The sequence below is a fragment of the Euzebya pacifica genome (assembly GCF_003344865.1).
In the GTDB taxonomy this organism is placed as follows: domain Bacteria; phylum Actinomycetota; class Nitriliruptoria; order Euzebyales; family Euzebyaceae; genus Euzebya; species Euzebya pacifica.
In genome coordinates, this window is the sequence record NZ_CP031165.1 from 3,942,789 (window position 1) to 3,966,308 (window position 23,520).

At 70.9% G+C, this 23,520-nt stretch carries 21 protein-coding genes; 4 read left to right on the forward strand and 17 right to left on the reverse strand.

Annotated elements, in window-relative coordinates; translation table 11 throughout:
- Positions 1–30: 30 nt before the first annotated feature.
- Positions 31–1,263, reverse strand: a complete 1,233-nt coding sequence (locus DVS28_RS16915; protein ID WP_114592506.1) for a Fic family protein — start codon at positions 1,261–1,263, stop codon at positions 31–33.
- Positions 1,264–1,349: 86 nt separating this feature from the next.
- Positions 1,350–2,621 carry a signal recognition particle-docking protein FtsY gene (gene ftsY / locus DVS28_RS16920; RefSeq protein WP_114592507.1) on the reverse strand — a complete coding sequence of 424 codons (1,272 nt, stop codon included), beginning with the start codon at positions 2,619–2,621 and terminating at the stop codon, positions 1,350–1,352.
- Positions 2,622–2,782: 161 nt separating this feature from the next.
- Here ftsY and DVS28_RS16925 point away from each other — a divergent pair, with 161 nt between their 5' ends.
- Positions 2,783–3,670 carry a sulfotransferase gene (locus tag DVS28_RS16925; protein ID WP_114592508.1) on the forward strand — a complete coding sequence of 296 codons (888 nt, stop codon included), beginning with the start codon at positions 2,783–2,785 and terminating at the stop codon, positions 3,668–3,670.
- 18 nt (positions 3,671–3,688) lie between these two features.
- On the opposite strand, the gene DVS28_RS16930 is transcribed toward DVS28_RS16925, so the two are convergent.
- The 3 genes from DVS28_RS16930 to DVS28_RS16940 all read right to left on the reverse strand — a co-directional run bounded on the left by DVS28_RS16930 (position 3,689) and on the right by DVS28_RS16940 (position 9,967).
- Complete coding sequence (locus DVS28_RS16930; protein WP_114592509.1) at positions 3,689–5,983, reverse strand: cell wall-binding repeat-containing protein; 2,295 nt, start codon at positions 5,981–5,983, stop codon at positions 3,689–3,691.
- Between the two features lie 53 nt (positions 5,984–6,036).
- Complete coding sequence (smc, locus tag DVS28_RS16935) at positions 6,037–9,594, reverse strand: chromosome segregation protein SMC (protein WP_114592510.1); 3,558 nt, start codon at positions 9,592–9,594, stop codon at positions 6,037–6,039.
- 169 nt (positions 9,595–9,763) lie between these two features.
- Positions 9,764–9,967: a coiled-coil domain-containing protein gene (locus DVS28_RS16940; RefSeq protein ID WP_114592511.1), complete on the reverse strand. Its 204-nt coding sequence runs from the start codon at positions 9,965–9,967 to the stop codon at positions 9,764–9,766.
- A gap of 218 nt (positions 9,968–10,185) precedes the next feature.
- Here DVS28_RS16940 and DVS28_RS16945 point away from each other — a divergent pair, with 218 nt between their 5' ends.
- Positions 10,186–11,202, forward strand: a complete 1,017-nt coding sequence (locus tag DVS28_RS16945) for an alpha/beta fold hydrolase (protein WP_114592512.1) — start codon at positions 10,186–10,188, stop codon at positions 11,200–11,202.
- A complete protein-coding gene (locus DVS28_RS16950; RefSeq protein ID WP_114592513.1) occupies positions 11,199–11,588 on the forward strand; it encodes a hypothetical protein in 390 nt (129 codons plus the stop codon). The genes DVS28_RS16945 and DVS28_RS16950 overlap by 4 nt, the downstream gene beginning before the upstream one ends.
- Positions 11,589–11,613: 25 nt before the next feature.
- Here the strand turns inward: DVS28_RS16950 and DVS28_RS16955 are convergent, their stop codons facing one another.
- From DVS28_RS16955 to thiD, 12 genes are all read right to left on the reverse strand, one after another.
- Complete coding sequence (locus tag DVS28_RS16955) at positions 11,614–12,447, reverse strand: DNA-formamidopyrimidine glycosylase family protein (RefSeq protein WP_114592514.1); 834 nt, start codon at positions 12,445–12,447, stop codon at positions 11,614–11,616.
- Positions 12,444–13,220 carry a ribonuclease III gene (rnc, locus tag DVS28_RS16960; RefSeq protein WP_216826103.1) on the reverse strand — a complete coding sequence of 259 codons (777 nt, stop codon included), beginning with the start codon at positions 13,218–13,220 and terminating at the stop codon, positions 12,444–12,446. The genes DVS28_RS16955 and rnc overlap by 4 nt, the downstream gene beginning before the upstream one ends.
- On the reverse strand, positions 13,217–13,483 hold the full coding sequence (locus DVS28_RS16965) for an acyl carrier protein (RefSeq protein ID WP_114592515.1): 267 nt from the start codon (positions 13,481–13,483) through the stop codon (positions 13,217–13,219). The genes rnc and DVS28_RS16965 overlap by 4 nt, the downstream gene beginning before the upstream one ends.
- Entirely contained in the window at positions 13,480–14,346 is an 867-nt protein-coding gene (locus DVS28_RS16970; protein ID WP_114592516.1) for a phosphate acyltransferase PlsX, read from the reverse strand. The genes DVS28_RS16965 and DVS28_RS16970 overlap by 4 nt, the downstream gene beginning before the upstream one ends.
- Before the next feature lie 31 nt (positions 14,347–14,377).
- Positions 14,378–14,560 carry a 50S ribosomal protein L32 gene (gene rpmF / locus DVS28_RS16975; protein ID WP_114592517.1) on the reverse strand — a complete coding sequence of 61 codons (183 nt, stop codon included), beginning with the start codon at positions 14,558–14,560 and terminating at the stop codon, positions 14,378–14,380.
- A 46-nt stretch (positions 14,561–14,606) separates the two neighbouring features.
- Entirely contained in the window at positions 14,607–15,149 is a 543-nt protein-coding gene (locus tag DVS28_RS16980; protein ID WP_114592518.1) for a YceD family protein, read from the reverse strand.
- 189 nt (positions 15,150–15,338) lie between these two features.
- Complete coding sequence (locus tag DVS28_RS16985; RefSeq protein ID WP_114592519.1) at positions 15,339–16,001, reverse strand: ATP synthase subunit B family protein; 663 nt, start codon at positions 15,999–16,001, stop codon at positions 15,339–15,341.
- Positions 16,002–16,012: 11 nt separating this feature from the next.
- A complete protein-coding gene (gene coaD / locus DVS28_RS16990) occupies positions 16,013–16,525 on the reverse strand; it encodes a pantetheine-phosphate adenylyltransferase (protein WP_114592520.1) in 513 nt (170 codons plus the stop codon).
- Positions 16,522–17,145, reverse strand: a complete 624-nt coding sequence (gene rsmD / locus DVS28_RS16995) for a 16S rRNA (guanine(966)-N(2))-methyltransferase RsmD (RefSeq protein ID WP_114592521.1) — start codon at positions 17,143–17,145, stop codon at positions 16,522–16,524. Before rsmD ends, coaD begins: the two co-directional genes overlap by 4 nt.
- 58 nt (positions 17,146–17,203) lie before the next feature.
- Positions 17,204–19,540 carry a hybrid sensor histidine kinase/response regulator gene (locus tag DVS28_RS17000; RefSeq protein ID WP_216826104.1) on the reverse strand — a complete coding sequence of 779 codons (2,337 nt, stop codon included), beginning with the start codon at positions 19,538–19,540 and terminating at the stop codon, positions 17,204–17,206.
- A gap of 186 nt (positions 19,541–19,726) precedes the next feature.
- Positions 19,727–21,877: an ATP-dependent DNA helicase RecG gene (locus DVS28_RS17005; protein WP_114592523.1), complete on the reverse strand. Its 2,151-nt coding sequence runs from the start codon at positions 21,875–21,877 to the stop codon at positions 19,727–19,729.
- A 15-nt stretch (positions 21,878–21,892) separates the two neighbouring features.
- A complete protein-coding gene (thiD, locus tag DVS28_RS17010; protein WP_114592524.1) occupies positions 21,893–22,735 on the reverse strand; it encodes a bifunctional hydroxymethylpyrimidine kinase/phosphomethylpyrimidine kinase in 843 nt (280 codons plus the stop codon).
- Here thiD and DVS28_RS17015 point away from each other — a divergent pair.
- Positions 22,734–23,510: an AAA family ATPase gene (locus tag DVS28_RS17015; protein WP_114592525.1), complete on the forward strand. Its 777-nt coding sequence runs from the start codon at positions 22,734–22,736 to the stop codon at positions 23,508–23,510. The genes thiD and DVS28_RS17015 overlap by 2 nt on opposite strands.
- Positions 23,511–23,520 lie beyond the last annotated feature (10 nt).

Sequence of the window (23,520 nt, forward strand, 5' to 3'; positions counted from 1 at the left end):
GGGTGACACACGAACACGGAGACCGCGATGTCACCCGGTTCGGAACGGGACCGGGTCGTGCTCGAACGCGTCCAGCAGGTCGAAGATCTCGGCGGCCTCGTACAGGCGATTGCCCCTGCCCGCGGTGACCTGGCGGACGATTCCGGCGTTCTGCAGCTCGACCACGGCGTCCTGGGCTGCCCTCCAGGTGACGCCGAGGCGCTCGGCCAGGTCCTTGGCATGGAAGGCCGGTAGGTCGGCGAGGACGTCCAGGCTGGCGACCAGGGCGGAGTCCGATCGTGGCGCACGACGGCCGGCGGTGGTCCGGGCCGTCCGCAGGGTACTCCCCCACTGCCGGCGCAGATCCTCCAGTCGTCGCGCCAGGCCGGTCGTTGCCTCGCATGCGAGGGTGATCGCCGGGGCGAAGGTCGAGATCCAGCCGTCGAGGTCGTTGCGGCGGAAGGCGTTGAGTCCGTCAACGTACCGCCGTCCCATGTTCGCGATGGCGATGGACACCGGTGGCATCACGGGTCCGAACCCGCCGCGGCGCAGGACGGTATGGACCAGGCATCGGCCGACCCGACCGTTGCCGTCGTGGAACGGATGGATGGACTCGAACTGCGCATGGGCCACCGCGGCGACAACCGTCGGCGACAGGTCCTGCCGCGTGTTGACGAAGTCCACGAGGTCAGCAACCAGGTCGTTGACCCGGGCCGCCGGTGGACCGACGTACTCCGCATCCTTCGGGGTCGTTCCACCGATGAAGACCGGCTCGGTCCGGAACGTCCCGGCCCGTTCCCGATCCTCCCGAACGCTCGACGTGGCCATCAGCATCCCGTGCATCGACTGGATGTCGGTGACCTCGAAGGGCGTGCTGGCCGCTCCGATCTCCACCGCGGCCGCCAGGGCGTGGACGTTGCCAAGGACCCGGCGGGCCTCGTCGTAGGACTGGCCGGGCGCGCCACGCTCGGCTTCGGCCAGCCGCCGGTGGGAGACCCGCAACGCCTCGATCCATGACGACGCGACTGCTTCGGATCGCAGCAGGCTGCGCCCGAGCGTCTCCAGGCCGGCCGTTCCGGCACCGGCCTGATCCATCCGCGCGAGCGCGGCTTCCGCGTCGGCGACGTCACTGGCGGCATGCCCGGCGAGGACGATGTCGATGTCGGCAACCGGTGTCGGGACGAAGGCCTCGTAGGTCATGGCCCGACGGTTGGCACGCCCGCCGTAGCCGCCAGGATCGGCTGGACGCTGCTGCGCCACGTAGGTCCCTCGCGTGAACCGCATCCGACGACCTCGTTCGTCCAAAATAGTAGGATAGAATCTATCCTACTATTCTATCCCGGCCTCGCGGTTGGAAAGGACTCCCGCGATCAGGCGGTGCCGTCGCCCTGCTGGTCGTCCTGCTGGTCAGCGACCAGCTCGGCCAGCTCGGCGTCGAAGTCCTCGAGCTCGACATCCTGCACGACCTCGGCGAACAGCGCGTCGATGAACGCGTCGGGATCGAACTCGGCCAGGTCCTCGATGCCCTCGCCGAGGCCGACGAGCTTGACGGGCAGGCCGAGGGCGCGCTGGATGGCGATGACGATGCCGCCCTTGGCGGTGCCGTCGAGCTTGGTGAGGACGACACCGGTGACCTCGACGGCCTCGGTGAACGCCTTGGCCTGCGACAGGCCGTTCTGGCCGGTGGTGGCGTCGATGACCAGCAGGACCTCGTCGAGGTGCTCGGCCTCGCGCACGACGACCTTCTTGACCTTGGTCAGCTCGGCCATCAGCTCCTTCTTGTTCTGCAGCCGGCCGGCGGTGTCGATCATCAGCAGGTCGGCGTTGGCGGCGGTCGCGGCCTTCCAGCCGTCGAAGGCGACGGCGGCCGGGTCGGCCCCCTCGTCCTGGCGGATGACGCGGGCGCCGGAGCGTTCGCCCCAGATCTCCAGCTGTTCGGACGCGGCAGCACGGAAGGTGTCGGCGGCGGCCAGGACAACCTTCTCCCCCGCGTCGACGTGGCGCTTGGCGAGCTTGCCGATGGAGGTGGTCTTGCCGGTTCCGTTGACGCCGGTGAACAGCCACACGGTGGTGCCCTCGGGACGGCGGGCCATGGTCCGGTCGGCGGTGCCGAGCTCGAGGCGCAGGACCTCCTTGAGGAGCGCGAGCGCCCCCGCGCCGTCGGTGATGCCCTGTTCCTTCACGCGGGCACGAAGGCCCTCGACCAGCTCGAGGGTGGCGTCCACGCCGACGTCGGCGGCGATGAGGGACTCCTCCAGCTCCTCCCACGCCTCTTCGGTGAGGCCGCTGGAGAAGATGCCGCGGAGGTTGCTGCCCAGCGCCGACGAGGCGCGGGTCAGCTGCTGGCGGAACCGCTGGACGAGGCTCATCGGCTCGTCGACGACGACCACGTCGGGCTCGTCCTCGGTGAGCAGGTTCGGGCCGCCCGGGTAGGGGTCGATGTCCTCGTCGGGCTCGGGCGTCTCGATGGCCGGCGTCTTCGCCGGATCGATCGCGTCCTCAGTGGGGGTCGAGGAGGGGGTCGGAGCCTTCGTCTCGGGGGGCAGGGTGGCGGTGCCGCCCTTGGACCGCCCGACGAAAAGGCCACCGACGACCACGAGGGTCAGGACGGCAACGACCGCGAGGATGATGATGAGTTCCATGGCGACTCGCAGGCTACCGCCGGACGCCGACATCGCCGCTGTCCGCCGGGCGGCTCGTGCGATGGTTGACCCCATCTCCAGCGCATGAGAACGTCAGTCGAGCGGGAACCGAGACGGCCCGCGTGGCGAGGGGACAGCATGGCGCGGGCCTTCCGATACTCGTGACCGGCGCGAACCGGTCGGGCACGACGTGGATGGGCAACGTCCTGTCGCTGGCCGTCGATGTGGCGTACGTCCACGAGCCGTTCAGCCCGTCGCTGGACCCGGCGGTCAGCCGGATCCCGACCCGCGCCCATTTCACGTACGGCACGACGCTGGACCCGGTGCAACGGGCGGCGCTGGATCGGTTGCTGGCCGGGCGGCTGCCGAACCCGTCGGGCTGGCGGCGGGACATCACGGCCTGGAAGCCGTTCGGCATGGGGGTCCGCGAGGTCGGCCGCGCGCTCGGCCGACGCCGGCGACGGGTGTTGATCAAGGATCCGACGGCGTGCCTGCTGTCCCCTGCGGTTCAGGCGGCAACGGGTGGGCCGGTCGTGTTCATGGTCCGCCGCCCGGAGGCCTACGTGAGCAGCATCACCCGTCTGGGCTGGGGGTTCGACTTCGCCGTCTGGGCCGACGACGATCAGCTGATGGACCTGCTGGGTGACGTGGCCGAGGAGGTGGAGCGGGCGGCGACGACGGACCTTCCCGTCTTCGACCAGGCGATCACCATCTACAACGGCATCTACACGATGGCCGACAGGTTCAGGCAGGACCACCCCGACTGGCTGTTCCTGCGGCACGAGGAGATGGCCGCCGACCCGCTGGAGACCCTGCCCCCCGTGTACGAGCAGCTCGGCCTCGCCTGGACGCCGGAGGTCGCCCGAGCGGTGGATCGCGACAACGTCAGGGCGCCGTCCAAGGACATTGCCCCGGCCGAGTTCCGCACGGTGGTCCGGCAGAGCTCGGCCACGGTGGACACGTGGCGGTCCCGGCTGGACGACGACCAGGCCGCGACCATCAGGTCACGAACCGAAGCCGTCGCCAGCCACTTCTACGACAACGCCTGACGATGGGCCGCGCTGGGGTCAGCCCGGGCCGGAGCGGTACACGTCGTAGCCGCCGAGCGCGTTCTGGTGTTCGTCGTTGCCGTCGTGGAGCGCGGCGAAGTGGTCGGTGACGACCGTGCCATCGTCTGCCACGTCGGCACGTATCGGGCAGTTGTTGGAGTCACCGGGCCCCTGGTCGATCCGGGTGATCGTGCCGTCGAGGACCGAGAAGCGGAACACGCCACAGCCGAACCGGCCGGTGGCAGTCGGGTCGTTGCTGCTGGCGAAGACCGCCCAGCGGCCGTTGGTCGACAAGCCGGCGGTGGCCTCGGTGTAGATGCCGCCAGCGGGGTCGGGGCCGGTCAGCCGGACCGTCGTCCCCGTCGACCGGTCGCGGAGGTAGACCTGCCCGGACTCGGCGCCGTCGCCGGCAACCAGGTCCCCGGCGGTCGAGGCGAACGTCACCACCGAGGCATCGTGGCTGACGCCGACCTCGCTGGACGGGTTGAAGTCCGTCGTCGTCCCGGCATGGCCGTCTGGGCCGACCGAGATCAGCTCGAGGGTGCCGGTGGTGATGTCGTACAGGTAGGTGTCGGCACCGTCGTTGTCGTCTCCTGGCAGGAGCCCCGTGGCAGTCATGAAGACCAGCGCGGTGCCGTCGCCCGACAGCTTGGGTCGGGTGCCGCCAGCGGCTTCGACCGGCGCGCCGTCCGGGGTCCGGACGACCCCGACCTCTCCGCTGTCCAGGTCGTGCCACCACATCCAGTAGCACGCGCAGCCGGCATCCTGACCGACGTCGCCCTGGGAGACGTAGGAGACCACCGACCCGTCGGCATCGATCGAGGGGCTGCCGACGTAGTTGCCCGGGGCGCCGGTGCCGTCGATCGAGACGTGGGCGGTGTCGCCGGTCTGGAGGTCGTGCACGTAGGCGCTGCGGAGCTGCCCGAGGTCTCCGCCGGCGAGGGTCTGGTCCTCGCTGGTGAACACGACCCAGCGGCCGTCGGCCGACACTTGTGCTTCCGGGTCGAAGGTGGCTGCGGGGCTCCCGTCGGGGGTGCGGTCGATCATGACGAGGCCGTCGGCGGTGTGCGCCCACACGTGCAGGGCCCCGTCGGCGTCAGGCGACAACGGTCCGTCGCTGAGGAACGCCACGGTGCGCCCGTCTGCGGAGGTTGACGGCGCGTATCCGCCGGCCGCAATGCCGTCTGGGTCGGTGCTGAGCAGCTCCAGCGGGCCACCGGCCGGGCTGTCCGGTGGCAGGCCGAGGGTGACGCGGGCCTCCTCGCAGAGGGAGGGGACGACCACACAGGTCAGCACCGGGCTGCCATCGGCGGGCACGACCGCATAACCGGGGTCGGTCGCCCCGTCACGCAGCCAGTCCAGCGTGGCCGGCGGCAGGGTGTCACCGGTCGCCAGCACGATCGGCGCGTCCAGCAGCGCCGCATGGGCTGCCGCGGCGAACCCGCCGGCCCAGGCGTCGGGGGCCTGGCCCTGCACGAGAACGACGTGATCGGCCTCGGCAGCCGTCGGGGCACCCAGCTTGTCGGCCACCGCAAGGGCGGTCTCGGCCCGGCTGTTGCCGGCCAGCCGTTCGGTAGTGATGCCCATGTCGCGGATCTGCTGCTCCACCGCAGCTGAGATCGCCGCCGTGCCACCCATGATCTCCACCCGCGTGATGCCGGCCTCGGCCAGGTAGGCGCGGGTGGGCTCGGTCAGGGTGTCGGTCTGGGTCAGCAGCACCGGCCACCCGAACTCCGCTGACATGCCACCGGCGGCGATCGAATCGGCGAACCCCTGGGTCAGGTCGGTCGCACCGGGTGCAGGGAACGCCCGGGCGAGGATCACCGTGTCCGCCCCAGCCGCGTCGTTGCGGGCGATGTCGATCGCCGTCTCGAACCGCGACCCACCTGCCCGCCGCTCGACCGCAAGGCCCAGGTCCTGCAGCTCCTGGTCGATCGCCGGCTGGACCGCCGCCTCACCACCCAGGATGACCGCACGCGTAGAGCCGAGCCGCCGCACCTCCTCGACGACCGTCTCGGGCAGCGGACCCGCCGAGGGCACCAGCAGCAGCGGCGAGCGGGACTGCATCACGCCCGAGGCGAGGGCGTCGGCGAAGTCGTCGTCACGCCCGATCAGCACCGTCTCCGGTGCGGGGAGCGGCGTGGCCTGGCTGAGGGCCACGGCGATATCGACGTTCGAGAGAGGCGCCTCGTCCTTGACGATGACGAGGGTGTCGGACGGCTGAGATGACGACGGCGCAGGCATCCCGAGCACGGCAACAACCACAGCCGCAACCACGACCCCCGCACCGCCGCACGAAGATGCGACGTTCATCGGCGGAGTATCCGCAGCCCCGCCCGGACCGTCAACGGCCTGTTTCGAATCTGTCAGGGTGTCCGGGCGAGGCCTGACTGGTCCAGCTTCCGGCTCACGACACGGGACACACCGGCGGAGCCCATGGACACGCCGTAGATCGTGTCGGCGATCTCCATCGTCCGGCGCTGGTGGCTGACGATGATCCACTGGCTGAAGCCGCGGAACTCCTCCACCACGCTCAGGAACCGACCCAGGTTGGCGTCGTCCAGGGCAGCCTCGACCTCGTCGAGCACGTAGAACGGCGACGGGCGGGCGGCGAAGATCGCGAACAGCACCGCCAGGGCGGTCAGGGAGCGTTCGCCACCCGACAGCAGCGACAGGCGCTTGACCTTCTTGCCGGGCGGCCGTGCCTCGACCTCCACGCCGGTGGTCAGCATGTCGTCGGGGTCGGTCAGGATCAGCTTGCCCTGCCCCCCGGGGAACAGCTTGGGGAAGATGTGCTCGAAGTGGCCGGCCACGTCGGCGAACGCGGCGGCGAACACCTCGCGGATCCGATCGTCGACCGCCTCGACGACCCGCATCAGGTCCTTCTTGGACGTGCGCAGGTCCTCCAGCTGGCCGGTCATGAACTCGTGCCGCTCCTGCAGCGCGTGGAACTCCTCCAGGGCCAGCGGGTTCACCGTCCCGAGCAGACCGATCTTGCGGGCCAGGTCGTCCTCGGCCTCGGCCAGCTCCGCGTCGCGTTCCTCGCCGCCCGCCAGCAGGTCGTCCTCGGGGTCGGCGGTGCGTTCCTTGAGGGCCGCCTCGCCGTCGTCGATGCCGATCTCGCGCAGCCGAGATCGGACGCCGTCGAGCTGCATGGACAGCTCCTGGCGGATCAGGTCCTCGCGGTGGCGGCTGTCGCGCAGGGACTCCAGCTGCTGGGCGAGCTCCGCCAGCTTGGAGCGTGCCACCCCCAGACGGCGCTGCTGCTCGGCACGCGCCTCCTCCAGCCGGTCGCGTTCGGCCGCAGCCTCGACGCGCGAGGCCTCGGCGCGGGCCAACGCCGCGCGGGCGACGTGCTCGAGCTCGTCACAGCGGGCGATCGCGGCAAGGCGGGCCTTCTGGCGCCGCTCGCGTTCGGCCAGCTGGGCCTCGACCCGCTGGGCCTCCTGCTCCAGCGCCGCGATGCGACGCCGCAGCTCGCCGGCCTCCTGCTCGGCGGTGGAATGGTTCAAGCGGGCCTGCACCTCGGCCTCGCGGGCCTCGGTCAGGAGGTCGTCCAGCCGTTCGGCCTCGACGTCGCCGCCGCCCTCCTCGTCGGCGAACCGCGGGTCGGGCACGTAGGGCTCGGGACCGCGGGCCTCCAGCTCGTCCAGCTTCTCCTGCCGCGCCTTGGTCTGGGCGACCAGCTGGTCGTGCTGCTTCTGGACCTGGTCGCGCTCCCGGTGACAGCGGAACAGCTCCTTGTTCAGCCGTCCCAGCCGCTCGGCAGCGGAGGTGATCTGGGCGTCGGACTCCTGCATCTGCGCCTGGGCGGTCTCCAGCTGCTGGCGGACCTCCTCCAGCTCCCGGTCGGCGTCGCCGACCTTGCGGTGCACGATCCGCAGCTCCGCACCGACCGCGTCGGCCTGCTGCTTGGCCTCCTCCGCCGCGGCACGCGACAGCACGGCGGTGTGGGCGACCGCTCCCCCACCGGCATGCCCTCGGGCACCGGCGATCTGCCCGTCGGTGGTGACGAAGACCAGCTCGGGCTTGGTGTCGGCCAGCCGCAGCGCCGTGTCGAGGTCGTCGCAGACGTAGACGCCGGCAAGGGCCCGGCGAGCTGCCGCGCGGATGCCGGGGTCGCCGTCGACCATGGGGGCCAGGGGCCGGGCGCCGATCGCGTCCAGCGACGGCTGGTCGGTCGGTTCGTTGTGCGGGGCCCCGGCGACCAGCAGGAGGGTGCGGCCGGCCTCGCGATCGGCCACGAAGCCGAGCGCCGATTCGGCGGCGGACCGGCCGGCGACGACGAGGGCATCGGCCAGCGGGCCGAGGGCAGCGGACACGGCGACGGCGTGGCCGTCGGCGACCTGCAACAGCGCGGCGAGCGGGCCGAGGACGCCGTCGACCTGCCCCTTCTCGGCCGCCTCGGCCAGGACGGAGGCACCTTCGCTCGGTTCGGCGGACGCCGCGAACAGCGCGTCGGCGCGGGCCTCGAGGCTCGCCCGGCGCCGTTCGAGCTCGCGTTCTTCCTTGGCGGCGTCGCTGGCGGCCTTCTGGGCCCGGGCGCGCCGCTCCTCCATGGTCCTGAGGTGGTCCGACAGGTCTGGGACGGCCGCGTCGAGGCGCTGGATCTCGTTCTGGACGGCGGTGACGTCGGCCTCGAGCTCGTCGGAGCGGTCCTGCTGGGCCTGCAGCTGGATGCTCAGCCGGCCCTCCTCACCGGAGGCCTGCGCCAGGGAGCTGCGCAGCCCCCCGATCTCGCCCTCCCAGCGGATCTGGCGTTCGCGGGCCTCGACCCGACGACGGGCCTCCGCAGCGGCCGCCTGCTCGTGGGCGCGGCGCGCCTGCTCGGCATGACGGGTGTGCTGGCGGGCGCGTTCCAGCAGGCCGGAGGTGGTGGTGACGTGTTCGGCGACCTCCGCCAGGTGGCCGCGGTCGCGCTGTGCCTCACCGCGAAGCTCCTCGGGGTCGCGACCGGCGACGGGTTCCTCGGCGGCTTCGGCTAGGCCGTTGCGACGTTCGACGATGCGCTCGACGATGCCGCTGGACCGCTCGACGAGGTTGGCGAGGGCGAACTGGGTCTCGGTGGCCAGGCGCACGGCCGGGGTCAGCTCCGACAGGCCCTGGGCGATGGCCTGCTCGTCCCGCTTGAGGGTGGCGTTGGTCTCCTCCAGCTCGCGCAGCCGCTGGTCGGAAGCCGAGCGGCTGGCCTGCTCGGTGGACCAGCGGTCCAGCAGTCGAGCCAGGTCACGCAGGCCGCGATCGGTGCGGATGGCGTGCAGCTGATCGGAGAGGTTGCGGTGCTTGGCTGCGGCTTCGGCCTGGCGTTCCAGGGGGCGCAGCTGTCGGCGCATCTCGCTGAGCAGGTCGACCAGTCGTTCGAGGTGGCCCTCCATCTGCCCGAGCTTGCGCAGCGCCCGTTCCTTGCGGCGGCGGTGCTTGAGGATGCCGGCCGCTTCCTCGATGAACGCGCGGCGTTCCTCGGGGCGGGCGTTGAGGACGGCGTCGATGCGTCCCTGCCCGACGATGGTGTGGGTCTCCCGGCCGAGTCCCGTGTCGGACAGCAGCTCGGCGACGTCCAGCTGGCGGCACTCGACGTCGTTGATCGTGTAGGCGTTCTCGCCGGTGGCGAACATGGCCCGGCCGACGGTGACCTCGGTGAACTCGATCGGCAGGCTGTCGTCGGAGTTGTCGATGGTGATCTCCACCGACGCCCGCCCCATGGCCTTGCGGCTGCCCGCACCGGCGAAGATGACGTCCGACATCGAACCACCACGCAGGTCTTTGGCGGACCGGGTTCCCATCGACCACGTGAGTGCGTCCACGATGTTGGACTTGCCCGACCCGTTGGGTCCGACGATCACGGTGATGCCGGGCTCGAAGTCCAGCCGAGTCGAGTCGGCGAAGGACTTGAAGCCACGCAGGGCGAGAGACTTGAGATACACGGTCGAGTGAAGGTTAACGGGCGTGGACGGACGCCCGGATCAGGCCGGACGGCCGGGTGGCCGGTGCGGGTGGACGCTGGATGCGGTAGCGGGCAGGACGCCCGGGCCGCACATCGGACACAACAAGAGCCCCTGCCGGGTTCGGCAGAGGCTCGCGTCGTGTGGGCTGCTAGGCGGAGGCGGTGGCCAGGTTCTCGGCCACCATCTCGACACCGGCGTGGTCGTCTGCATCGACGAGGCCCCGCAGCATGGCGTTCTCGGCCTGCAGGCCCTCGTTCTCGGCCTTCAGCTGGGCAACCTTGCTGCGCAGTGCGGTGATCTCCGCGAGCAGCTTGTGGGGAGCGGCGTCCCAGGATCCGACGAGCGCCTTCATGCGTTCTCCTAGAGAGGTCTTGAGGTAGCGTGCGATCGTGACCCGGCACGGCGGGTGGTGGGCGCCTGACAGTGAGTGGCACCTCGGGAACGCCAGCCGCACACGTCGTGCGCAGCGACCGTCCCTTGCGGAGTGTACGACGCGAAACGCCGCCGAAACAAGGGGGTTTCGGGGTCTCGCAGCGTCGATCGTACAGGGGTCCTACCCTTCGGGACGACATGAGTCGAACCAGCTGGATCCTGACCGCGGCCGGCGGCGCCGCCGCCGTCACCGCCGCCACCGCATGGGTGACGGGCCGTTCCCGCCCCGACGACAGCTCCCTGGGGGTCGCGAGGCCACCCGGGGACCTGCCGCCGTCGCGCACCGTCTCCCTCGACGGGCACGGGGAGATCTTCTTCCGCGACCAGCCCGGACCCGCGGACCAGCCACCCATCGTGCTGGTGCACGGCTGGGTCGTCTCCGCGGACCTCAACTGGTTCACGACCTACGGGGCGCTGGAGGAGGTGGGCCGGGTGATCGCTCCCGACCACCGGGGCCACGGGCGCGGCGCCCGCCACAGCATGCCCTTCCGCCTGGCCGACGTGGCTGACGACATCGCCGCGCTGCTGCGCGCGGAGGGCACGGGCCCGGCCATCATCGTCGGCTACTCCATGGGCGGCCCGCTGACCCAGCTGCTGTGGCAGCGCCATCCCGACGTCGTCGCTGGCGTCGTCCTGTGCGCCACCGCTGCCCACTTCAACTTCTCCACTGTCACCGCCCTCGGCTGGCGGTTCATCACCCTCTACCAGCTCGGCCAGCGGCTCCTCCCCCGCACGTGGATCGAGCGGGTCCTGCTGACCCAGGCCCAGGACGCGGTCGGCCCCAACCTGCTGCGCCGCGCCGCCCCGGGCATCTCCGAGCTCTCGCCCCTCCTCCCCTGGGTGGTCGGCGAGCTCCAGCGCGGGGAGATCGAGGACCTGGCCGAGGCCGGACGCGAGCTGTCCCGCTTCGACTCGCGCGGCTGGATCACCGGCATCGACGTTCCCTCCGCCGTGCTGGTCACCACCCGCGACCGCCTCGTCCCGCCGAGCGCGCAGCTGCAGCTGGTCGACCTGCTCGACGACCCGCTGGTGGTGGAGGTCGAGGGCGATCACGACGCCTCGGCAGCCATGGCCACGGAGTTCAACTCGGCCCTGCGCAAGGCCATCGACCACATCGCCAGCCGCAACGACACCCGGATCGGCGGCGTCGCGTGACCGACCGCCCTGCCCCCGAGGTGCCGGTCAGCCGGCAGCTGGGACGGGCGACGGGCCGCTGGTGGAACCGCCACGGTGACACGGTCAAGCAGGTCAGCCGTCCGGCACGCAAGGGTTGGGCGACCCTTGCCGGCTACCTGTGGTTCGTCGCCTACATGTGGGTCGGGCTGATGATCGCCGTCGGGGTGCGCAACATCACCGGCACCAACGGCCCGTTCGTCATGGTTGCCGCCGTCGGCGGTGGCGCGGTCCTCGGCTGGTGGCAGGCCCAGCACCGCATGGCCCGCCACGTCGACCCCGACACCCCGCCGATGAACCGCTTCGGGCTGGCGCTGTGCGCCTGGCTGGCCGTCGTCGGCCTCGCCCTGCTGCTGGACCTTCCCTGACCGGTCCAGCAGCGAAGCCCTGGGATCAGGTCTGGGTGCGGGGCGAGTGGTAGGCGTACAGGCCCTTCTTGATCTTGCCGTACTCGATGATGGCGCGGGACCGGGCGTCGGCCTGGCCCTCGCGGGCGTAGATCTTGAGGTGGCCGACCTCGTCGTAGGGCAAGAACCCCTTGTCGGTCTCGCTGGGGGCCTTGTCGGTGCCGCCCTGCTTGATGGCCTCGTAGATGACCTCGAGGATCGCGCGGTGCAGGCGGCGGACCTCCTGGCTGGACAGCGTCGCCGAGTTGCGGGCGGGGGCCAGACCCGCCTCGAACAGGATCTCGTCGGAGTAGATGTTGCCCAGGCCCACCACGAAGCTGTCGTCGACCATGACGGCCTTCAGCAGGTCCTTGCGGTCGGTCAGGGCGGAGGAGAACACCGGCCACGGGATCGGCTCGGCCAGCGGGTCCATGCCCAGCTTGGCGAGGTCGTCCAGCTCGTCGACCTTGTCGGTGTCGACGACGAACAGCTCACCGTCGGCCTCCAGGTCGTGGTAGTGCACCGACCCGCCGGTGGTCCACTGCAGCACCATCCGGGTCGCGTCGCCGCGCGCCTCCTTGGCCGTCTCCTTGGTCATGCGCGCACGGCTGCCGGGGATGGCCACCAGCGTCGTGTCGTTGTCCAGCTCGAACAACAGGCACATGCCCTTGCGGTCCACCGACACGATCTTGTTGTCGACCAGGCTGGCGGAGAAGTCCTTGATCGTGCCGTGGCGCTTGACCAGCTCCGCCGGCGACAGCCAGACGTCCTTGATCTTCTTGCCGACGAGCTCTTTCTCCAGCTCTCGCTTGATGACTTCGACCTCGGGCAACTGGGTCACTGACTGTCCTTCTGTCGGTTGGTGAGTCGTGTCTTGAGCAGGCTGTAGGCCTCGGCGGCGGCGCCCTGTTCGGCTTCCTTCTTGCTGCGTCCCTCGCCGCGCCCGAGCTCCTCGCCGGCGACCCGCACGATCGCCGTGAAGGTCTTGGCGTGGTCCGGGCCGACGTCGCTCAGCTCGTAGCTGGGGAGGGTCGACAGCTCGCCGGCCGTCAGCTCCTGCAGGGACGTCTTGTAGTCCAGGGAATCGCGACGGTCGATGATGTCGTCGAGCAGGTCACGGGTCAGGTCCAGCACGACGGTCGTGGCCGCCTCGATGCCTGAGTCCAGGAACACCGCGCCGATGACGGCCTCCATCGTGTTGGCGAGGATCGAGTCCTTGTCACGCCCACCGGACTGCTCCTCGCCCACGCCGAGGTGGACCGCCTCGCCGATGCCGATGCCCCGGGCGAGGTCGGCCAGGCTGAGGGTGTTGACCGCGGCCGACCGCACCTTGGCAAGCCGTCCCTCGGCGGACTGGGGCAGCCGGGTGAAGATCTCGTGGGTGACGATCACGCCGAGCACCGCGTCGCCGAGGAACTCCAGCCGTTCGTTGTCGGCCAGTCCCCCGGCCTCGAAGGCGTAGCTGCGGTGGCTGAGCGCCTTGTGCAGCAGCCCCTGGTCGACGAAGCGGTACCCCAGCGCCTCCTCCAGCGCGACCTCGGCGGCCGGACGCTCCTCGGCAGAGGCCGTCGGCTCGGTGGAGCCGTCGTCGGGGGTGGTGTCCTGGGTCTTCACTTCGGCTCCTTCCGTGTCAGCGCGGCGAACGCCTCGGCGGCGTCCCGGACGGTTTCGAGGTCGCGGAGCTCGTCCTCGGGCAGCCGGACGCGGACACCGGCGTCGGCCAGGTCCTGCTCGACGCCCTCCACGACCTCCACGAGGTCCAGGGAGTCGGCATGCAGGTCCTCGTCGAACCGGGCGGTCGGTGCCGGCAGCGCATCGAGCGCCAGCACCGCCTGGAGCCGCGGAGCGAGGAGGCTGTAGATCTCGTCACCTGTCATTGTCGTGTGCCAGCCGTTGCGCAACGAGCGGCCAGTGAGACCGCCTCGGCGAAGTCCTCGCCGGTCGCAGCACCGTGCATCACCAGCACCGTACCCCGAACGCCGAGGAGATGGGCGGCTCGGTCACGCGTGGCCCGCCTGTCCGCGACATCCGACATCCCGGCCGACAGTCCCTCGATCGTCTTCAGCACGAGGTTGCCGGTGAAACCGTCGCAGACGACGACGTCGACAGCGCCGCGGAGGACATCTGCCGGTTCGACGTTGCCGACGAACCCCGCGGAGCCGGCCAGCAGGCCCTCGGCGGCGATCGTCCGGCGGGTGCCCTTGCGCGGCTCGACGCCCATGTTCAGCAAACCGACGCGGGGGTGATCGACCCCCATGGCACGTGCGTGCGCGGCGCCGAGTCGTGCCATGGTGGGGTAGGCCTCGGGTTGCGGGTCGGGGTCTGCGCCGACGTCCAGCAGCACGACGGTTCCCCCGTCGGGCAACGGCACACGGGCAGCGACGACCGGGCGGCGGACCCCATCGAGTCGGCCGAGCTCGAGCAGGGCAGCCCCGACGGTGGCGCCGGTCGACCCGGCCGACAGCAGCACGCTGCCGGGAGCATCGGCCACGGTGCGGGCGGCCACCCGGATCGAGGCGTCGGGCAGGCGACGCAGGCCCATTGCCGCGTCCTCGTCCATGCCCACGACGCCGTCGGCGACGACGACGGGCAGGTCGGTGCGGTCACGCAACGAGGCGTCCCCGCACAGCACGACGTCGACCCCTCGCCCTGCGGCGACGGCCGCGCCGTCCAGCGCGGCCGAGGGGGCGTGGTCGCCACCCATGGCGTCCACGACGACGGCCCCGGCGGGGATCGTCATGGGGTCATCCGCGTACGCGGATGGGCAACGCCTACAGCTTCGGCTCGACGGCCTGACGACCGCGGTAGGTGCCGCAGGTGTTGCAGGCGGTGTGGGGCCGGGTGTCGCTGCCGCACTGGGGGCACTTGGTGACGGTGGGGGCTGCAGTCTTCATCCACTGCGCCTTGCGGTGCCGGGTGGTGCTGCGGGACTTCTTGCGCTTCGGGACTGCCATGGCAGAGCTCCTCGGATGGGTTGGTCGGTCGGGAGAGTTGGGGGGATCAGCTGTCGAGGTCGAGGTCGGCCAGGGCCGACCAGCGGTCGTCGACAACCGTGTCGTGGCAGTCGCAGGTGGCCTCGTTGCGGTTGATGCCGCAGGTGGGGCACAAGCCCTTGCAGTCGGGCCGGCAGTGCGGTGCCGTGTCGATGTCGGCGGCCAGCGCGTCACGGATCAGGGTGTCGATGTCGATGACCCCGCCACGGATGGTGTAGCCGACCTCGACGTCCTCGGGGTCCTCTGCCGTCGCCGGGTCGGAGAACAGCTCGGCGACATCGGCGGTGGACGGGTGCCGGTCGATGGGCTCCAGGCACATCGCGCACTGCTGGTCCACGTCGATCTCCACGGTGCCGCGCAGCAGCACGCCATCGACCAGGGACTCCAGGACACCGTCGACACGGACCTCGTCGCCGAACGCGGTGAGCGGTACCTCGAACCCCTCGGGAACGGGCAGGTCCAGCTCCACCTCGCGCGTTGCGCCGGGTGTGTCGAGCAGCTCGGCGACATCGATCTTGGTCGATGCCAGCTCGGTCGGGTCGTTGGTCATGGGAGATGGCCGTGGCGGCAGGCCGCGGTCGTGAATCCTTCTGGATCGGGGCGTGGCATCCGCCCGGACCGGGTCGGGATGCAGGCACGCGAACGTGCGCGGGAATCGCGCAGGGTCAGAAAGCGTAGCGCACACCGAAGGGTCTGGCCACCGGTGCGGCGTAGGTGCCTCGCTCGGCCTGCTGACCGGTTAGAGCGTTTCCTCGTGGTCGAAGAACTTCACGCCACCGGTGCGGGGCGACATGTCGTCGGCGGGCTGCTCCGGCCCCGCCCCGGGCCACTGGGTGGCCTCACCGGGCGGAACGGTGTCCTCGGGGCCGTGCTGGCCCTGCGGTCCGGGCTGGTCCTGCTGGACGGGCAGCCCACCCGGCAGCGTCGGATCCTCGCCAGCGCGGATCTCCGAGGAGGCCTGTCGGCCGCGCAGCCGGTCGCGACCACGGGTGACCGTCGAGAGGGTCTTCTGCAGGACGACCTCGAAGTCGCCGAGCTTGGCGTCGACGTAGTCCTCGGCCTCGTTGCGGATGCGCCGCCCCTCCTCCCCTGCGCGGTCCACGATCCGCTGGGCCTCGCGGTGGGCTTCGCGGACCAGCTCGGTGTCGGCCACCATCCGGTCGCGTTCACGGCGGCCGTCCTCGACGACCTGCTCGGCATCGCGGGACGCCTGGGCGAGGATCGTGTCGCGCTCCTTGAGCACCCAGCGTGCCTGGCGGATCTCCTCGGGCAGGGCCGCACGGATGGCCTGGGCGACGCGTTCCAGCTCGTCCTTGTTGACCATCACCGACGCCGACAGCGGTACGGGACGTGCGTCGGCGAGCTGGTGCTCCAGCTGCGCGAGGGCGTTCTCGAGGTCCATCGTGGCTCCGATCAGGACTCGTCGTGTGACTCGACGTGGGTTTCCGCGTACTTGGCCAGCAGGCGCTTCTCGACGCCCGGGGGCACGAAGGCGCTGACGTCACCGCCGAAGCGGGCCACCTCCTTCACGAGGGAGGAGGACAGGAAGGAATGGTCGGGGTTGGCCGACATGAACAGCGTCTCGATGCCACCACCGATCGAGTGGTTCATCTGGGCCATCTGCAGCTCGTACTCGAAGTCGCTGACCGCCCGCAGCCCCTTGACGATGACGTTGATGCCGTTGTCGCGGGCGAACTCCACCAGCAGGCCCTTGAAGACGGCCAGCTCGACGTTGGGCAGGTCGGCGGTGACCTCCTCCAGCATCTCCAGCCGCTCGTCCAGCTCGAACAGCCCACCGCGCTTGGACACGTTGCGCATGCACGCGACGGTCACGTGGTCGAAGGTGTTGCTGGCGCGTCGGATCACGTCGAGGTGTCCGTGGGTCACCGGGTCGAAGGACCCCGGGCAGACGGCGCGGACGGTCACGAGGACACCTCGTCTCGAAGCGGTTCATCGGATGCGTCGGCGGCCGGTGTCGATGCGAGGGGGGCCGTCGCGGGGAGGTACGTGAAGTAGCGCAGCACGGTCTCACCGTACGTCCGGTCCCGATCATGGGAAAGGAGGCGGGGCGGCGGTTCGGGACGACGCTTGTCGCGTTCGATGACCACCCGGGCGCCGGAGCGCAACGCTTCGCCGTCGACGAGGACCTGCAGCGTCTCGGCGATGTCGTGCATGGCCATCACGTAGGGCGGGTCGACGAACACGACGTCGAAGGGCCCGCCGCTGGGGTCCGTCGCGAACCGCTCGGCGGAGGTGTTGACCACCCGGGCACGCTCGGTGACGTCCGCCGCATCCAGGTTGGCGCGGACGGTGGCCACGGCGCGCCGGTCCTGCTCGACGAAGACTGCTCGTGTCGCGCCTCGCGACAGCGACTCGATGCCCAGTCCCCCCGTGCCGGCGAACAGGTCGAGCACGACCGCATCGGTCAGGTCACCGAGGGAGGAGAACAACGCTTCCTTCACTCGGTCGCCGGTGGGGCGTGTCCGTCGTCCGTCCGGGACGGCGAGGGGCCGGCCGCCGGCGGTGCCCGCGATGACTCTGGTCATGGAGGCCAACCGTAGGCGGCGCCCGGGCGTCCGTCACGGCCGGCGCCCGTCCGGTGGATCACCCGACCCCGGTCGGCACCCCGAAGGTTGCCCGCAGAAGGTGCATGACCAGCACCAGCTCCTCCCGCATCGACCGGACCAGCACCTCGACGACATCGAGATCGCCCTCCTCGGCGGACAGCTCCAGCCGTTCGGCCATCGCTGCCAGCCGAGCAGCGGCCAGGTTGCCGCTGCTGCCGCGCAGGCTGTGCGCGGCCAACGCCACGGTGTGGGCGTCCCCGCGGGCTGCTGCTGCGGTGATCTCTCGCAGGCGTTCCCTCGCGCGCAGCTCGAACCCGTCCAGCAGCTCGTCGAGGCGCTGACCGGAGCGGTGCAGCAGCACCAGCCCGTGGAGGATGCGCTGGTCGAGCGGGTCCTGGCCGGGCTCGTGGTGGTCGTCCTCGGGAGTCGTGGCGTCGGGACGGCTGATGACGGCCCGTTCGAGGACCGCACGCAGGTCGTCCCAGACGAGCGGCTTGAACGCGCAGTCGTCCATGCCGCCGGCGAGGAACCGGTCGCGGTCGGCGTCCAGGGCGCTGGCGGTCATGGCGATGATGGGGGTCGCCGACTCCGGACCGGGCAGCGCGCGGATGGCCGCCGTTGCCTCCAGTCCGTCCATGATCGGCATCTGGGCGTCCATGAACACCGCGTCGACGGGGACCGACCGCACCATCTCGACGGCTTCTCGACCGTCCCCGACCAGCAGGACCTCGTGGCCGAGCGCCCCAAGGAGGCCACGGGCGACCCGCCGGTTGATCTCGTTGTCGTCCGCCACGAGCAGTCGCAGGGGGGTGTCGGCGACCTCGAGAGCGAGGTCGCCCTCGGCGGGGACAGCCGGGGACGGCTGGTTGGTCACCTCTCGGAAGGGCAGGACGAACCAGAAGCAGCTGCCGACGCCCACGCTGCTGCGGACCCCGATCGTGCCGCCCATCCGTTCGACGAGCTTCTTGGCGATGGAAAGGCCCAGGCCAGTGCCCGTCGCCAGCGCCGAATCGTCGTCGTGGGCCTGGACGAAGCTGTCGAAGATCACGTCGACCATGTCGGCGGGGATCCCTCCCCCGGTGTCGAACACCGCAACGGAGAGGGTCCGCCCGTCATCAGCGGGGCGAACCCCTGCGGAGACCAGCACCCGGCCGCCGTCGGTGAACTTCACGGCGTTGCCGACGAGGTTCAGCACGATCTGCCGCAGGCGCTGGGGGTCGCCGAGGACCAGCTCGGGCAGGTCGGGTTCCAGGTGCAACGACAGGTCGATGGACTTGTCGGCGGCCATGCCCTCGAACAGGTCGACCGCTTCGCCGATCACCTCCCCGGGGTTGTGGACCTCCTCGCGGATGCCGAACGTGCCGGCCTGGACCTTCGTGGCGTCCAGCAGCTCGTTGAGCAGCTCGAGCATCGATTCGGCCGAGGACCGGATGATCCCGACGTGCTGTCGTTGCTCGGCGTCGAGCTCGCTGACGTTCAGGAGGGCCGTCATGCCGAGCACACCGTTCATCGGGGTGCGCATCTCGTGGCTGACGTTGGCCAGGAACGCCGTCGTCGCGCGGGACGCCGCCGTGGCCTGATCGGCACGCCGGGCGAGCAGCCGGCTGGCCCGGTGCACCGCGGCGGCGCAGCGGCCGAGTTCGTCGTCGGGCCAGTCCTCCTCCAGCACCTCCAGCGCAGCCCCGTTCGCCAGCAGGCCGGCGTCGTCCTGCAACCGGACGACCCGGTCGGCGAAGCGCCCGCCGAGGGTCCGGACGGCCAGCAGCACCAGCGCGGCACCGAGCAGCAGCACCGCCGTGAGCCAGCGCAGGGCCTGCTCGTCGCGGTCACCGTCCGCACGGCTGTCCTGCAGGCGGTCCCAGCCGTCCCCGAGCTGCAGCTCGATCTGCTGCTGCAGCACACGGGAGACAGTCTCGTGACTGGGCGGGAGCGGCGTGACCGGTGGGCCGTCGACCGTCAGCGGCGGCTCGACCAGCGCCAGCGAGGACAGGACGGCCTCGGCCAGCTGGCGGACCACGTGGTGGCGCAGCCGGTCGGTCAGGGTGCGGTCGATGCCGTCCAGCCGATCCAACCCCTCGCGCGCGCGGTCCAGGCCCTCCGCCCGGATGGCCTCGGCGGCAACGATGTCACCACCGTGTGCCACGTCGTGCGCGGCGTGTCCGGCCTCGGCCAGGCCCAGGAAAAGGTGGTAGGCCCCCTCCCCCATCGTCGCCAGCTGGGCGTCGAGCACGGCGTGCGACCGGTGGGCGGCGGCGGAGGACACGAGGACGGCGAAGGTGAGCAGCAGCAGCACCAACGGGATCGTCACCACCGCCGCGACCTTGCGGGTGATCGACAGGTCGTCCCACCGGCTCGACGTCCGTCGTCGATCCAACCGCCGCCCTCCCTCGTCGATCCTGTCCTTCGACTCGCTTCCTGACTGGTTGTCCGGCATCCACGCATCCCCTCCGTCGCATGCAGCGATCGGCCGTTCGCGAACCGACCTGAGCCGCTGCGCTCGGGGATCTGCATCCATCGATGCTGACTGCCCGACCAGCATCCACCCCTGAACCGGGTTCGGTCAACCCCCCTCGAGCACGCCGAAGTCCGCAGCTGTCCAGCGCTCGGCCACGACGGCCAGCAGGTCGGGATGCCGATCGAGGTCGGGATCCTCCTCCAGCAGTGCCCTCGCGTCGTCGCGGGTTCGCGCCACCACGTCGACGTCGCTGACCACCGAGGCGATCCGCAGGTCGCCCTCGCCGGTCTGGGCGGTGTCGAACAGCTTGCCCTCGCGACGCAGCTTGAGGTCCTCCTCCGCCAGCTCGAACCCGTCGTCGCTGGCGGCGAGCGCCTCGAGCCGGGGGTTGTCGGTCGGGTCCTCGGCGAACAGCACGCAGAAGTTCGTCGGATAGCCGCGGTACAGGCGGCCGCGGAGCTGGTGCAGCTGGGAGATGCCGAAGCGGTCGGCGTCCTCGATGATCATCACCGACGCCTCGTCGACGCTGACACCGACCTCGATCACGGTCGTGGCGACCAGGATCGGCACAGTGCCGTCCCGGAAGGCCTTCATCACCGCGTCGCGGTCCTCCGCGGACATGCGGCCGTGCATCAGCCCGACCTCGTAGCCCTTGAACGGCCCCTCGGCCAGCTCCTCGTGCATCTCCACCGCCGACGTCACCGTCTCCAGGGCCTCGGAGGGGTCGATCAGCGGGCAGACCACGTACGCCCGACGGCCGGCGTCGACCTCGCTGCGCACGAAGCCGTACAGCTTGTCGCGTCGGTCGGAGTGGGACGGGATGACCTCGGTGCGCACCGTGATGGTGTCGGCGCCGGGCCGGTTGCGCAGGACGGTGACGTCGAGGTCGCCGTAGATCGTCAGGGCCAACGACCGCGGGATGGGCGTGGCGGTCATGACCAGCACGTCGGGGGACGCGCCGTCGGGGCGTTTGTTGGCGAGGGCCGCCCGGTGTTCGACGCCGAAGCGGTGCTGCTCGTCGATGACGACCACGCCGAGGTCGGCGAAGGCGACGTTGTCCTCGAGGATCGCGTGGGTGCCGATCAGCAGGTCGCAGTCCCCCGACACGACATCCGACATCACACGGGCCCGGTAGGACTTCGGCATCGCCGAGGTCAGCAGGTGGACTCGCGGTGGCCGGCCGAGCGCGGGGATCATCACCTTCTCCATCAGCGCCTGGAAGGTGACGAGGTGCTGCTCGGCGAGGACCGTGGTCGGGGCCATCAGCACAGCCTGTCGACCCGCATCGACGGCGCGGAGCATCGCGTGGGCCGCCACGATCGTCTTGCCGGTCCCCACGTCGCCCTGCAGCAGCCGGTGCATCGGGGCGCTCTCGGCGAGGTCGGCATCGATCTCGTTGAACGCCTGCTCCTGATCGGCGGTGGGGGCGAACGGCAGGGAGGCACGGAACGCGTCGACCGCCCCCATGGCGACCGGATGGTGGATCAGGCCGACGGCGTCGGACTCCAGCTCGATGCGACGTCGCTGGAGGACCAGCTGCAGGACGAGGAGCTCGTCGTACACGAGGCGTTCGCGGGCGATGGCCAGGTCGGCCTGGTCCGGGGGTGCGTGGATGGTGCGCAGCGCCCAGTCGAGGCGGGCCAGCTCGTGGCGGCCGCGCAGGTCCTCGGGCAGGTGGTCGGGGATCGCCGGGAGCAGCTCGAGCGCCTGCTGGACCAGCCGGGCGATGCGGGGCGAGGACACCTTTTCGGTGGCCTTGTAGACCGGGACGAACTGGTTCTCCTCCAGGTCGCTGGCCACCACGTCGTCGTCGAGCGACGTCATCTTGGGCGCCTTGATCCGCAGCTCGGTGCGCCACTTCTCCACCGTGCCGGAGATCGCCACACGGCTGCCCTCGGCGTGCTTGCCCGGCAACCAGGGCTGGTTGAAGAACGACGCGGTGATCGTGCCGCGTTGCTCGTCGCGGAGGGTCGCCTTCTGGATGGTCAGCTTCTTGCCGCCCCGGCCCCGCTTCTGCGGGAAGACCTTGTCCCAGCGGACCAGCGTGGCGACCACCGTCGCCGGCTTGCCGATCTCGAGGTCCGCGATCGGCACGAGGGCGCCGAGGTCGCGGTAGGCGCCCTGGCGTGGCAGGTACCAGACCAGGTCACGCACCGTTTCGATGCGGAAGGGGTCACCGGCCAGGTCACCGGCAAGGCGAGCGGTGACGCCCGGGACGTCGGTGACCGGGTCGTCGAGGGACAGGGAGGGCGACACGTGCGCTCGTGCGGCCTACCGGGCCTGCGCGTCGTCGGTGGGAGGCACCGGGCGGCGAGGCCAGCCGTGGTCGACCGGGCCGATGCCCGCCCCGATCCGCAGGCCGTGCGTGATGGCGCCGGTGATGTAGTCCTTGGCGACCTGGGCCGCGGAGGGGACGTCCATGCCCTTCGCCAGGTTGGCGGCGATCGCGGAGGAGAGGGTGCAGCCGGTGCCGTGGGTGTCGGTGGACGCCGAACGCGCCGTGGCGATCTCGATCATCCGCTCGCCGTCGAACAGCAGGTCGACGGCCTCGAGGTTGTCCGGCAGGTGGCCGCCCTTGATCAGCACCCACTGCGGCCCGAGCGCCTTCATGGCCTCGGCGGCCTTGTCGAGGTCGTCGGTGCCGGTGACCTCCACACCCGTCAGCAGCGCCACCTCACCGAGGTTGGGGGTGACGATGGTGGCGACGGGCAGCAGCACGTCGCGGACGGTGGCCAGCGCCTCGGGGGCCAGCAGCGCGTCACCGTGCTTGCTGGCCGCGACCGGATCGACGACGACGTTGGTCAGGCCGTGCCGGCGGATGCCCTTGACGACGGTGTGGACCAGCTCGCTGGTGGCCAGCATGCCCGTCTTGGTCGCGCGAACGTCCATGTCGGAGGCGACGGCGTCGAGCTGGGCGGTCACGAAGTCCGCCGGGACCTCGTGGACGCCGTGCACGCCCAGGGTGTTCTGGGCGGTCAGGGCGACGATGACGGACGTCCCGAAGACGTCGTGTTCCTGGAAGGTCTTCAGGTCGGCCTGTATGCCGGCCCCACCACCGGAGTCGGAGCCGGCGATGGTCAGGACGACCGGCAGGTCGGAGGACGTGGTTGCCATGGCCGTCCACGGTAGCGCCGGGGTGCGACGGCCCGGCTGTACCGTCCACACGGTGGTGGCCTACCTGACCGATGTCCGCCTCGGCGAGGATGCGCCGACGGAGGGATATCCGTGGAGCCTGCCGGCGGTCCGGCACGTGGCCGACCTGCGCTTCGGTGACGTGACGGTGCTGGTCGGCGACAACGGGACCGGCAAGTCGACCCTCGTTGAGGCGCTGGCGGTCGCGGCCGGCTTCAACGCCGAGGGCGGCAGCAGGAACCTGCGATTCCGGACCCACGCCACGCACAGCGACCTGTCGGAACACCTGCGCCTGGGGTGGCGGCAGCGACCCCGGTGGGGCTGGTTCCTGCGGGCCGAGACCTTCTACGGCATGGCAAGCCACATCGCGGAGGACGACGATCCGGTGTCCGGGATCGCCGCGATGTTCCCCGACCTGCACGCCCGTTCCCACGGCGAGTCGTTCCTGCTGCTCGTGGAGGAGCGGATGCGCAGCGCCGGCCTGTACGTCCTGGACGAGCCGGAATCGGCCCTGTCGGTCCACGGCCAGCTGCGGCTGCTCGCGATGATGCACGAGGCGGTGGCGGAGGGGGCCCAGTTCGTCGTGGCCACCCACTCGCCGTTGCTGATGGCCTACCCCGGGGCCGTGATCCACGAGCTGCACGCGGGCGGCATGGACGTCGTGGCGTGGGAGCACGTCGACGCCGTGACGCTGTGGCGCACCGTTCTGGACGACCCCGAGCGGGTGCTCCGCCACCTGTTCGCCCCGGAGGACTGAACGGTGGACC